Genomic DNA, 13,431 nt, shown 5'->3' on the forward strand with positions numbered 1-13,431 from the left:
GTCAACCCACCCGGGCCCGGATCACCGCGATCACACCCATGGTCACCACGGCCGCCGGCACCAGCCCGGCGACCGCGAGGGTGTGCGTCCAGTCGCCCAGCCGGCCCCAGATCGGGTTGAACCGCCGCCGGCCCGCCACCCGGGCGGCCAGGGCGCAGACCAGCGCCAGGGCCACGCAGAAGACGACGGCCGACGTCGCGGCCGAGGAACCCCGGTCGGTGACCGCGGTCACGCACCAGAGCGCCATCGCGGCCAGCGCCGGCCCGGCCAGCGCCAGCCGGTGCCAGGTGCTGGTCATCGGCCGGGTGACCAGCACCTGGGCGGCGGCGGCCAGCCAGGCGGCCAGCGGGGCGGACCAGCCGGGCACGAGCACCAGCCAGGCCATCGCGGCCCCGGAGACCAGCCCCAGCACCACGTAGAGGGCGGTCATGAAGTGGTCGGCCAGGGCCGCCCCGTCGAGCACGTCCGCCGCCGGGTGCGGGTCGATGTCCTTCTGCAGCTCCTCCGGCTCGACCGGCATCTCCGGCAGGGTGAACCCGGCCAGCTTGAACGTGGCCGCCGGCACGGCCAGCCGCAGCACCGTGGTGACCATGACCAGGACCGCGGCGACCGAGGTCCAGTCGAGGCCGGCCTGCGCGCGCAGCAGGACCGCGACCGTGCCGAGCAGCCACAGGAACGTCAGCCCGACGATGACCGGCCACCTGCCGGCGGGCGGGCCGACCAGGAGCCACAGCGCCAGGGCCACGACCGTGCCGACGGTGGACCCCACGAAGGCCAGCCCGGCCAGCGCCGGACCCGCGTCGACCTCCGTGAGCCGCTGTGCGACCACGTCGACCGTGGCGAGCACCGCCGCGCCCACGCTGGCGGCGGCGAGGATGCCGGCCAGCGCCCGGTCGGCCAGCTTGCGGGCCACGCCGTACGCGCCGGCGGCGCAGAGCAGCGCCGAGACGGCCAGCAGCAGCGTACGGCTGCCGTGGTCGCGCCACAGCTGCATGGTGACCAGGCCGATGGCCAGCGAGGCGGCGAAGAGCAGCAGCGCGACCGTCCGGGTGGTCTGCGGACGCCACAGCCCGGCGCGCTTCTTGAGGCCGGCGGAGACGCCGTCGATGAGGTCGTCGTAGGCCAGCGGGGGGATCTGGTCGGTGCGGGGGCGCACGTAGACCATCTCCCCGTCGAGCAGTTCCAGGTCGGCGACGGTGCGGGACTCGTCCAGCGCCGGCCCGCCGAGCCGGCGGGCGATCCAGCCGCTGTGCTCCAGCCCCCGGTCGGCGAGGTCGGGCCCGAGCGCGCCCAGCAGGGCCGGCATCATGTCGGCCAGCGGGATGTGGGTGGGTAGGCTCACGTCGACCTGGCTGGTCGGTCCGACGACCAGCAGTCGACAGAGGTCCCCGCGATCCTGGCTCATATCTCTAGCACGCCTGCCCCTCGTGTGGAGTTCACCGACTCTGTCGACGGCCCGGCGACGTCATCGCGTGGTGGCGCTGCGCAGCCGGACCGGGACGGTCCGCTCCCCCAGGAACCAGCACTCCCGGCCGGTGCCGGCGGCCGAGCCGAACCAGGAGCGGGGCTCGACGGCCCGGTCCAGCAGCGCCTCCGCCTCCGGCGGCAGCTCCACGACGTCCAGGCTCCGGTCGTGGTTGCGCCGTCGGTCGGTGACCGAGGTGACCGCCCCGAGATCGGCGCTGAGCTCCGGGAAGGCCAGCAGCAGCGCCGTCCACCCGGCGTCCGGGTCGGGCAGCCCTCGGACCAGCGGGGCGACGGCGGTTAGGGCCAGGTCGCCGCCACGCGACAGGAACTGCCAGCGCAGCTGGTCGACGCAGGCCATCAGCGTCGGCAGCGGATCCGCCTGGTCGCAGGGCACCGCCGGCTCGCCGGCCACCGGCGGCAACCAGCTCAGGTCGCTGTGTCCGCGTACGGCGGGTGCGGGCTTGACCAGGTCGGCGGCGGTGATGCCCAGCCGCCCCAGCAGCCAGTGGTGCAGCCGGCCGGTCCGGACCGGGGTGACCGCCCAGGTCCAGGCCGCCGGCTCCCCGACGGGGCACGGCCCGGCCTGCGCCGGGTCGGCGTGGGAGAAGATCGCCCGCTGGTCGCGCAGGTAGTTGTAGCGTGCGCCCTCCAGCCAGAGGGCCAGCGCGGGGTGCCCCGCCGGGGCCAGGACGAGGTCGTTGAGGACGATCCGGTCGGTGAGCGCGTGCAGCGTGAAGCCGTGCGGCGCGGCGGCGACCCGGTCGAACAGCTCCGGCAGCCGGGCCGGCCCGTCGGCGTCCGCCGGGCCCTGCCACCGGCCCCGGAACAGCCGGTAGCCGGCCCCGCCGCCCGAGCTCGGCTCGCTGCCGGCTGTCGGATCGGCCCCGGGCATCGGGGCGGCCCGGTCGTCCGTGCCGGCCGTTGCCTCGGCCTTCGGCGGGGCCTCGGGCTCGGGCACGAGGATCAGGTCCCCGTCGGCGTAGAGGCCGCCGAAGCGGTGGACCACCTCGACGCGGAGGTGGTCGCTGGCGGCCGCGAAGGACTGCGGCGAGCGTCGCCCCAGCTCCAGGGCGTACGGGGTGTGCAGGGTCATCGGCGCGCCCGCGTGGAACACCTCGGCGACGTTGACCAGGTGGATGCCGTGGGTGTCGGCCCAGGTCAGCAGGTCCCGGGCCGGGGCCAGCGGATCGGGCCGGCCGGGCGGGGCGGGCGGGGTCGTCCGGGCCGCGTCGAAGCGGGCGCGGGGGATGTCGGTCCAGAGCACGAAGTCGACCTGGCCGGCGTAGTGGGCGGCGGCGGTGCCGTAGTTGGCCCAGAAGCTGTTGCCCGGCGGCAGCGCCCGGCCGAGCCAGATGCCGTGCGCGACGTGCGGGATGACGGTGGTCGCAGGCAGCGGCGGCGCCTGCGCCGGCTGCCCCCAGCGCCGGGCGGCCCCGGTGCGGGCGTGCCTGCTGACCCGGCCGGGCTCCGTGGCCAGGGCCTCGGGGGTCAGGTCGGCGGCGTCCGGGGCGGGGCGGGTCATGCTGATCCGCCGCAGCAGCGGCGCGACCAGGTGCGGCGGGAGGCGGCGCAGGTCGACGCCGGTGAGGAAGCCCGGCGCGGCGGGCGCCTGTCGGGTGTGGAAGATGTCCCCGCCGATCCAGCGGCGGGCCAGGTTTTCCTCGGTCGCCCAGGTGTAGAGGCCGGGGTAGGTCAGCGCGCGCAGCCAGCCCAGCAGCGCCGGGTCGTACGGCCAGGCGGTGGGCACGGCCGACGGCCCCGGCAGGCAGGCCGCGGCGCGCAACCGCCGGGCCAGCTCCTGCGCCGTGGTCTCCGCCGCAGGGGGCGCGGCGGGCTGCGGCGCGGTGGGCGGTGCGCCGACCGTCGGCCCGGACGCCACCGTGACCACCGCGCCGGGCGGTGCGGCCGGTCGGCGGGGGCGGGTCGCCGGGCGGGTCATCGGTCGGCGCCGGTGTGGGCGGCGGGCACCGGCACCAGTGCGGTCTGGATCAGTCGGCCGCCGCGCCGGGTGCAGAGCAGCGCCCGGCCCGGCGGCAGGGCCCGGGGCTTGGTGTTACCCAGCAGCGGGCCCTCGTTCGGCGGGCAGGAGAGCGCCACGTCCGGAGTGTTCAGCTCCTGGATGCGCCGAAGCAGCGGGTCCATCGACAGCCGCATCGCCCCGGCGGCGGCCCGCGCGACGATCACGTGCAGGCCGATGTCGCCGCCCTGGGGCAGCAGCGGGATCAACCCGGCCAGCGGGTTGTCGTGTCCGGCGAGCAGTTCGTAGTCGTCGACCAGGACGAACAGCTCGGGACCGCGCCACCAGTCGCGGGCGCGCAGCTGCTCCGGGGTGATGTCCGGGCCGGGCACCCGCTGCGCCAGCCCGGCGAGCGCCTCCCCCATGGTGTTGCGGGTGCTGTCGGCGGAGACCGAGTAGCCCAGCCGGTACGCCTCGGGGATGTCGTCGAAGAGCTGCCGCCGGTAGTCGACGGCCATGATCCGGGCCTGCGCCGGGGTGTGGCTCGCCGCGATCGCGCGGGCCACCAGGCGCAGCATGTTGGTCTTGCCGCTCTCGGTGTCCCCCAGCACGGTCAGGTGGGGCATGGTCCGGAAGTCGTGCCACACCGGGGCCAGCCGGTCCTCGTCGATCCCGATCGGGATGCGCCCCACCTCGGGCGTCGGCAGGTCGGCCGCCGGCAGCGCCACCGGCAGGGTGCGCACCTCGGCGGCCCGCTCGCCGGGCCAGTTCTCCACCACCGCCGACACCAGCTCCTCGGTGGCGGCGTCCAGCCCTTCGGGCGACTGCACGCCGTCGATGCGCGGCAGCGCGCCGAGGAAGTGCAGCTTCGACTCGGTCAGGCCGTGACCGGGCCGGCGGGGCACCTGCGCCGCCGCCCGCAGGTCGATGCCGGACTCCACCGGGTCGCCCAGGCGCAGCTCCAGCCGGGTGCCGACCTTGTCCCGCATGGACATGTGCAGCTCGGACCAGCGGCCCATCGAGCAGATGATGTGGATGCCGTAGTTCAGCCCCCGCCCCGCGATGTCGCGGGCCACCTCCTCGGCCGCCTCGAACTCCTGGCGCAGCGTGAACCATCCGTCGACCACCAGGAAGACGTCGCCGAAGCGGTCCTGCGGGATCTTCCCGGCCGCCTGGGCCTGCCGGTACGCGTCCCGGCCGTGGATGCCCAGCTCCGCGCAGCGGCGCTCCCGGTCGACCAGGATCGACCGGACCTCGGCCACCGTGCGCAGCACCCGCTCCGGCTGGTGCCGGCCGGTCACCCCGCCGACGTGCGGCAGGGCGGCGAGCCCGGCCAGCGCCCCGCCGCCGAAGTCGATGCAGTAGAACTGCAACTGCTGCGGGGAGTGGGTCAGGGCCAGCCCGCACAGCAGCGAGCGCAGCAGGGTGCTCTTGCCGCTCTGCGGCCCACCGGCGATGCCGACGTGGCCGCCGACGCCGTCCAGGTCCACCACGAGCAGGTCGCGGATCTGCTCGAACGGCTTGTCGATCAGGCCCAGCGGCACCCGCAGGTACGTCTGCCGGCCGGTGTCGACCGGGCGCAGCCCGTGCTCGGGATCGGGCAGCAGCGGCGGGAGCACGTCGTCGAGCGTCGGCGCGTGCTCCATCGGCGGCATCCACACCTGGTGGGCGGGGGGCCCCTGGTCGACGAGGCGCTCCACCAGCGCGTGCAGCACGGTGGTGCCGGTGTCGATCAGCTCCTCCGGCTGGTCCGGCGTCGGCTTCGGCGCCGTCGCCGGCAGGCTGCGCGCCGTGAACGGGACGACCTGGCTGGCGATCACCGCCTGGTGCAGCTTGGCGCCGCGGATGCGGTGCGGGCCGGAGACGTACGCGGCCTTGAAGCGGGTGATGCTGGTGACGCTGGAGCGCAGGTAGCCGTTGCCCGGGTCGCCGGGCAGCTCGTAGGCGTCCGGCACGCCGATGACCGCCCGGGACTCCATGGCGGAGAAGGTGCGCAACCCGATGCGGTACGACAGGTGCCCCTCCAGCTGGTGGATTCGGCCGTCCTCGAGCCGCTGGGAGGCCAGCAGCAGGTGCACCCCGAGCGACCGGCCGAGGCGACCGATCATGACGAAGAGCTGGATGAAGTCGGCGTTGGCGGCGATCAGCTCGCTGAACTCGTCGACGATGACGAAGAGCGTGGGCAGCGGGTCGAGGTCCATGCCGTCGGCGCGGGCCTTCTCGTAGTCGCGTAGCGAGCTGAAGCTGCCGGCCCGGCGCAGCAACTCCTGGCGGCGCACCAGCTCGCCGTGCACGGCGGCCTGCATCCGGTCCACCAGCGCGGCCTCGTCGGCCAGGTTGGTGATCAGCGCGGAGACGTGCGGCAGCCGGTCCAGGCCCACGAACGTCGCGCCGCCCTTGAAGTCGACGAGCACGAAGTTGAGCGTCTCCGAGGAGTGGGTGGCGGCCAGGGCCAGCACCAGCGTACGCAGCAGCTCGCTCTTGCCCGACCCGGTCGCGCCGATCAGCATGCCGTGCGGGCCCATCCCGCCCTCGGCGGACTCCTTGATGTCCAGCTCGATCGCGGACCCGTCCGCCGCCACCCCGATCGGCACCCGCAGCCGGTCGGCGGGCGACCGCCCGCGCCACAGCTCGGTGGGGTCGAAGGTGTCCAGGTCGGTGATGTCCAGCAGGTCGGGCAGGTCGAGCACCGCGTTCAGCCCGCTGGCGGGCTGTTCACCGGTGACCTTCGTGCCGTGCCGGGCCATGATCCGGGCCAGGGCCCGCAGGCGCACCGGGTCCAGGCCGTCCGGCGCGGCGAGGCGGGTGCGCACCTCCCGACCCACGTGGTCGCGCTCCACCATGTGCACGTCCGTGGCGCTGACGTCCAGGTCGAGCATCTGCTCGTCGCCCGAGCCGCCCCGCCCGTCGAAGTCGATCAGGACCGCGTTGCGGTAGCCGGAGACGACGAGCCGGGCGCCCGGCGGGATGACGCCGCCGTCGCAGACCACCACGACGAACGGCTCGTCGCGTGAGGGCTGGGCGGAGTCGTCGTACCGGGAGCGGGCCGCGAAGTCGGCCCCCAGCAGCCGCTCCACCTCCTCCAGCGTGCCGCCGCTCAGCCGCAGCGGGCCGGCCGCGTCGGTCTCGGTGGCATGCTTGGCGTGCGGCAGCCACTTCATCCACTCCCACTGCGGGGCCTGCTCGTCGCCGACGCAGACCGCCAGGCGCAGCTCGTCGGGGGCGTGGAAGGTGGCGAGCTGGGCGAGCATGGCGCGCACCATGCCCAGCGCCACCTCCCGGTCGCCGCCGATGCGCACGTGCGCGAAGCCCGACAGGCAGAGCGCCACCGGCTGGTCGGGCAGGGTCGCGTACGCCTTGATGAAGCGGCGCAGGGCCTTGGCGCAGACGGGCTCCAGGTCCTCCACCGGCTTGCTCTCCACCGGCGTGATGCGCACCGCCAGGCGCTGCGAGCCGGTGCCGATGCGGATCTCGGAGAAGTCCGGGTGGGTCGGGCGGCGCTCCCAGAGCCGGCTGGTCATCGCCAGCGACCAGAGCGACTCCGGGTGCGGGTGCCGCCAGGCCAGCGCGTCGCGCTGCTTCTCCCCGTACGTGCGGACCTGCTGGCGGGTCTGCGCCAGGTAACGGAAGTAGTCGCGGCGGTCGCCGTTGATCTGGTCCTTGCGGTTGCCGGAGCTCATCGTCATCTGCATGACGATCATGGCGACCATGCCGCCGCCCATCATCACGATCATGACCATGCCGAGCGGGCTGTTGAGCGTGTCGCGCCCGAAGAACATGAACATCATGCCGCCGGACATCATCAGCGTCGGCAGGATCATCGCGACCGAGCGGAACCCGGCGGCCTGGACCTCCGGGACCACCGGCGGCTCCTGCAGGGCGATCTCGCCGTGCGGGAGCTCGGGTCCGTTGCGGCGAGCCGGCCGCCGGAAAGGTGTGGTGCTCACACTAGGAGCACGGCTGAGGGGCCCGCAGGGTTTACCCCGCCGGTCGATTCGTCGAAGTCCGCCGGTGCGAGGGGCACGCGCGGGCGCGGGCGGCGCCGGCCGACCGGGGCCGGCGCCGCCCGCGTCGGGTCGGGCGGCGCGCCTCAGCCGGTCGGCGCCGGGTCGCGTCGGGGTGTCTCAGCCGGCCAGCACCGCCCGCACGTCCGCCGCGCAGAGCTGGCGCATGTCCTCGATCGTCGGCGCGGCCTCGGCGCGCAGCCGGTTGGCCTGCTTGGTGATGGCCCGCTCCAGCAGTTGGCGGGCGTACCGGCCGTTGCCGAAGCTCTCGTCGCGGGTCAGCGCGTCGAAGTGCCGGTACAGCAGCGGGATGCTGTCGTTGCTGAACTCGAAGCCGCCGTCGCGGGCCAGCGTCTGCACGACCGACACCAGCTCCGAGGCGGTGTACGAGTCGAACGGAATCTGCCGGCTGAACCGCGAGGCCAGGCCGACGTTGTTGGCCAGGAAGCGCCGCATGTCGCCGGTGTAGCCGGCCGCGATCACCACCACGTCGTCGCGGTGGTCCTCCATCAGCTTCACCAGCGTGTCGATGGCCTCCCGGCCGAAGTCGTTGCCCTCACCGGCCAGCGCGTACGCCTCGTCGATGAAGAGCACCCCGCCGCGGGCCCGGTCGAAGACCTCGGTGGTCCGGGCGGCGGTGTGCCCGACGTACTGGCCGACCAGGTCGGCCCGGGAGACCTCGACGAGCTGCCCGGTGCGCAGCACGCCCATCGCGTTGAGCAGCTGCCCGTAGAGCCGGGCCACGCTGGTCTTGCCGGTGCCGGGCGGGCCGGCGAAGACCAGGTGCCGGGAGATCGTCGGGGTGGGCAGGCCGGCCCGGCTGCGCGCCTCGGTGGAGGTGATCAGGTCGATCACGTCGGTCACCTCCCGCTTGACCGCGTCCAGCCCGACCATCGCGTTGAGCCGCCCGAGCAGCTCGTCGACGGCCTGCCGGCGGCCGGCGGGCTCGGTCTGCTCGACCGCCGCGTCGCCCAGGTCCTCCGGCAGCAGGCGGGCCAGCTCGATGTCCGGGGTCTGCGGGTTGTTCGACAGCCGGTACGCCTGCTGCCCCAGCATGTCCTCGAAGACCTGCCGGGCCACCCGCGCGTTGCCGAACGTCTCGGTGCGGGGGAACCCGCCGAAGTGCCGCACCAGGGCCTGGCGGGTCTCGTACTCCAGCACGTAGTGGTGGGTCCGGCAGAGCCGATCGACGATGGTCGCCAGTTCGTCGTCGGAGTAGCTGTCGAACTGGATGGTCCGGGAGAAGCGCGACTCCAGGCCGGGGTTCGCGGCCAGGAACGTGCGCATGTTCGGCGCGTACCCGGCGGCCACCACCACCACCTCGTCGCGGTGGTCCTCCATCAGCTTCACCAGCGTGTCGACGGCCTCGCGGCCGAAGTCGTGCTGGCCGCCGCCCGTCGTCAGGGTGTACGCCTCGTCGATGAAGAGCACCCCGCCGAGCGCCTCCTCGAACTTCGCGGTGGTCTTGACCGCCGTGCCGCCGACGTGCTCGGCGACCAGGTCGGAGCGGGACACCTCCACCAGTTGACCGCCGGAGAGCACGCCGAGGGTGGCCAGGATCCGGGCGAAGATCCGGGCCACCGTGGTCTTGCCGGTGCCGGGGGGCCCGGCGAAGACCAGGTGCCGCGACATCGGCGGCACGTGCAGCCGGGCCTCCCGCCGCCGCTTGGCGATCTGGTTGAGCCCGACCAGGGTGGCCACCTCGCGCTTGACCCCGGCCAGCCCGACCAGGGCCTCCAGCTCGGTCAGCAGGGCCGCCACCTCGTCGACCGGCCCGGCGTCGGCGGCCGACCCGCCGCCGGTCCCGCCGCCGCCGGTCCCGCCGCCGCCGGTCCCGCCGCCGCCACCGGCACCGCCACCGGCACCGCCACCGGCTCCCCCGCCCCCGGCTCCCCCGCCCCCGGCTCCCCCGCCCCCGGTGGTCCCGCCTGCGGATGGCCAGTCGGTGGGCGGCCGGGCGTCGGCCGGTTCCCGTGGCGGGGCCGGGCGCGGGTCGCCGCCCGTGGCCGGCGCCGCAGACGTTGGGCTCTCCTCGGGTGCCGGCTCGCCCCACCCCGACCACAGCTCCGCGTCGTCGTCCGCCTCCACCTCGGGGGCCGGGGTGGCGGAGCGCGCGGCCGGCGGTCGGGCGGCGGGCCGCTGCGCAACCGGGACGCCGTTGTGGCCGGTGTCGACGTCGACGACCTCCACGGCGGCTCGCGGGCTGGGCGCCTCCACCGCGACGCCGCCGTTGCCCCGGATCACCCCGCCGCGCAGCCGCACCGGCCGGTCGGTCTCCACGAGGATCCCCGGCCCGTGGTTGCCCACGATCTCGCAGTCGGTCGCGTCGAGGGCGCTGCCGGCCCCGGTGCGCAGCCCCGGCCCCCGGTTGCCGCTGATCCGGCTGCGCGACACCGTCACCGTGCAGGGCCCGCCGGTGAGCACGCCCGCGCCGCCGGAGTCCTCCACCGACAGGGAGGTCAGCTCGGGGCGGGTGTTCTCGGCCACCTCCACGCCGATGCGGCAGCCGATGAACCGGGAGTTCGACAGCACCGGCGCCGCCGTGCCGGCGACCCGGGCACCCGCCGCGCTCGCACCGGCGACGTGACCGTCCTCGAACCGGCCGGCGCCGCCGGTGGCGTGCAGCCCGTACCGGATCGCCTCCATGGCCAGGCCGGTCAGGTGCGGGACGGCCTCCTCCTCGACGGCCACGCCGACGGGGCTGTCCCGCACGGTGACGCCGGTCAGCCGCGCGCCGGAGCGGCCGGTCAGGAACACGCCGGCGTCGGCGCAGCCGATGATCGCGCCCCCGGTCAGCTGCGGTGCGGCCGTGTCGGTGGCCAGCACCCCGGGCGCGGCGCAGTCGCGGATCTCGCAGCGGTTCAGGCGCGGCGCGGAGTTGCCCATGCAGTGCAGGCCGTGGCCTCGGGAACGGGCGATCAGCGACCCGGAGAGCGCGGGCGCGGCCTCGCCCATCGTCACCACGGCGTGCACCCGGGCGTCCAGGAACTCGCACCCGTCCACCACCGGCGTCGCCTCGTCGCAGACCAGCAGCCCCACCTCGCCGCCCGTCACGACGGTACGGGTCAGCCGCGGGCGGCTGCGCTGCTGCGCGACGATCGAGTACTGCCCGGCCTCGTCGATGCGGCACCCCTCCAGGCAGGGGGTGCTCGCACCGACGGCCAGCAGCGCCACCTCCCCGATCCCGGTGAAGGTGCAGTCCCGGAACACGGGGTCGCAGGCGCCGGCCGTCATGACGCCGCTGCGGGCGATGTCGTGCAGGCGTACGCCGGTGTAACCACCGGACCCGGCCTCGTAGACGACGCCCGCGCCCCCGGAGTTGCTGACGGCGCCCCCGGCCATCTCCACCGCGCCGCCGCGCACGTGGATGGCGGCCGGCGCGGCGGCGTCGACCGAGCAGTTCTCCAGCCGCAACCGACCGGCGGCGACCTGCACCAGCGGCAACTGCTCGCCGCCGCCGCGGATGGCGATGTCCCGGAACAGGACCTCCCCGCCGGCGACCAGCACCGCCCCGCCGGGCGGCACCTCGATCGTGACGGTGCCGGGGCCGTCCTCGGCGACCAGGACGATGTCCCGGTGGAAGAGCGGGGCCTCGCGGTACACGCCGGGGCGCACCGCCACGGTGTCGCCGGGCGTCGCCGAGGCCAGGGCCCGGGAGATGTCGGTCAGGCACCCGGTGTCCCTCGCCGACACCGACAGCACGCTGGTGGTCACGGATGCACTCCTCTACGCGCCGTCATGGCCGTCGGTACGTCCCGGCGTGGGACGGCGCACGCCGGTGGGGTCGGTCCCGGTCGCGAAGCGGCGGCCCCCGGCGTCGACGCCCAGGGGCCACGGCAGTGGGGTCGCGGCCCGCGCCTGTTCGCGGCGGGCCGCGAGGGCGGCGCGCAGCCGGCCGACCACCCGCTCGTCGAGCGCGCTGTCGCGGCGGTCGAAGACCAGCTCGCGCAGCAGCACGCAGGGCGCTCCGGTCGGTCCGGCCGCCTCGACGCCGAGCACCACGAAGCGGCAGCCGGCGGCGAACATCGCCTGCCCGCCGCGGGCCGCCTGCTCCTGCGGGGTACGCAGTTGGTCGAGTCGGCGCGCGGTGGCCGACCAGATGGCGAAGAGCGGTCCGGCGTCGGCGGCACCGCTGCTCAGCGAGACCTGGGTGAACGCCGGCTCGACCACCACCTCGCCGGGGCGGTACAGGGTGCCTACGTCCAGCCCGTCCGGTGCCACGCCGAAGACCGGCGCGCCCACGGCGGGAAGCTGCACCAGCCCGGCGCAGGCGCACCGGGCCAGCAGGTGGGTCTCCTCGTCGGGCGGGCCCGCACCGCGCAGGACGCGGTTGACCCGCTCGCCGCCGGTGTCCAGCAGGGCCAGGACCGCCACGAGCCCCGCCACACCGTCGTGCGGGCCGGCCGCGCCGCGCAAGCCGGGATGCAGCGACAGCGCCCGGGACACGCTGCGCGAGTGCGACTGGAACTTCCAGCCCAGCGACGCGCGCATCCGCTCGCGGTCGCCGTCCTCGGTCCGGGCCCGCACGGGCACCCAGGGGGCCGCCGCCGGGCCGCGCTCGGCCGGCGTCGGCCCGGTCGCGCCGGCGGACGCCCGGCCGGCCGACCCGATCCCCGTCGCACCCACCGGCCGGTGCCGCGCGGGGCCGGCACCGTTCGCACCGGCCGGCCGGTCCGTGGTCGCCTTCGGCCCGGCCTGGTCGGGGCCGGTCGGCCCGATGCCCGTCGCACCCACCGGCCGCTGCGGCGTGGACCCGGGCCCGGCCGGTGCGACCGGCCGTTGCGGCGTGGACCCGGACCCGGTCGGTGCGACCGGCTCGGCGGGCCCGGACCCGGTCGGTGCGACCGGCTCGGCGGGCCCGGTCCCGGTCGGTGCGACCTGCGAGAGCAGCCGCAGCGCGGCCGGGTCGAGGCGGATCGCTCCCGCAGGACCGGGCGAGGCGGTGGCGGACGGCACCGGGGACGCGGCGCTCCGCTGCCTGCTCCGCGGCGCGGCCGGGTCGGGCCCTGTCGCGGTAAGCGAAGGCTCCGCCGCCACGGGGGCCGGGCGGAAACCCGCCTCCGGACGCGGCGGCGCCGCCAACGGCTCGGCACCGGGCACCGCCGCCGGGCGGGCCGGTGCCGGCGGCCACGACGCCACCGGGTCGAGATCGGACATCGCCACCGGGCGGGGCGGCGGGTCGATGTCGGCGGCCTCGGCGGTCCCGGCGGCGATCGGGTCGGCGGCGATCGACGGGCGCTTGGCGGTCAGGTCCGGCCGGGGCGCCTCGAACGCCGGCAACGCCACCGGACGGATGTCGAAACTCAGGCCGGGAAGCTCGAACGGGGCCATCGTCAGGGGCTGCACCCCCGGCAGCGGGTTCGCGTCGGTGCCGACGGCCAGCGGGATCGCATCGGGACCGCCGGCCGGCGGGGCCACGATCGCCTCCAGCAGCGTTCCGCGCTCGGGGCGGTGCCGCACGCGGGGTGGCCCCGGCGCGGGCAGCACGGGGCCGACCGGCTCCGGCTCGTCGTCCTCGTCGCCGGGTCTCCAGCACCAGAACAGCCGGTCGGCCAGGGCGCGGCCGAAGGTGAAGCGGACTCCCGCGTCCGAGGCGTAGACCGGCGCGCCCAGCTCGACGGAGAACTGGCGCAGCACCGGCCCGGCGCCGGCGGCCGGTGCGGCCGGCTGGGTGACCAGCAGCACCGGCCGGCCCCGCCAGCGGGGGCAGCGCCAGACCAGGGCGGCGAGTTCGACCGGGGTGAGCGACCGGCCGTCGAGCCGGAAGCCGGTCTCGTCGGCCTCGACCGCGAGGCTGAACCAGCCGGCCGGGCCGGGAGTGACCGATCCCGGCGTCTCCCACGGCCCCGGGGCGAGCGCCGGCAGCCGGGAGTCGGCGTCCGCCGCCCGGATCCGGGTCAGCGCGGCCCCCACCGCCTGCGACGCCTGCCGCAGGTACCGCCCCACCCTGCGGTCCGCACCGTTCGCGCCCGCCTCCGCACCCGCCCTGACCCTCGGACGCCC

5 protein-coding genes are annotated in these 13,431 nt (G+C 75.9%); all 5 read right to left on the reverse strand.

The window, feature by feature from the left end:
* Position 1: 1 nt before the first annotated feature.
* Complete coding sequence (gene eccD / locus ACLQ2V_RS21745; RefSeq protein WP_425720387.1) at positions 2–1,405, reverse strand: type VII secretion integral membrane protein EccD; 1,404 nt, start codon at positions 1,403–1,405, stop codon at positions 2–4.
* A gap of 60 nt (positions 1,406–1,465) precedes the next feature.
* Positions 1,466–3,406, reverse strand: coding sequence for a hypothetical protein (locus tag ACLQ2V_RS21750; RefSeq protein WP_425720388.1), 1,941 nt, complete (start codon positions 3,404–3,406; stop codon positions 1,466–1,468).
* Positions 3,403–7,371 (reverse strand): type VII secretion protein EccCa, encoded by a 3,969-nt coding sequence (gene eccCa, locus ACLQ2V_RS21755; protein WP_425720389.1) that lies wholly within the window; start codon positions 7,369–7,371, stop codon positions 3,403–3,405. Before eccCa ends, ACLQ2V_RS21750 begins: the two co-directional genes overlap by 4 nt.
* Positions 7,372–7,548: 177 nt before the next feature.
* Complete coding sequence (locus ACLQ2V_RS21760) at positions 7,549–11,142, reverse strand: AAA family ATPase (protein ID WP_425720390.1); 3,594 nt, start codon at positions 11,140–11,142, stop codon at positions 7,549–7,551.
* A 12-nt stretch (positions 11,143–11,154) separates the two neighbouring features.
* Positions 11,155–13,374 (reverse strand): hypothetical protein, encoded by a 2,220-nt coding sequence (locus ACLQ2V_RS21765; protein WP_425720391.1) that lies wholly within the window; start codon positions 13,372–13,374, stop codon positions 11,155–11,157.
* Positions 13,375–13,431 lie beyond the last annotated feature (57 nt).

This window comes from Micromonospora sp. DT233 (assembly GCF_049841815.1).
In the GTDB taxonomy this organism is placed as follows: Bacteria; Actinomycetota; Actinomycetes; order Mycobacteriales; family Micromonosporaceae; genus Micromonospora.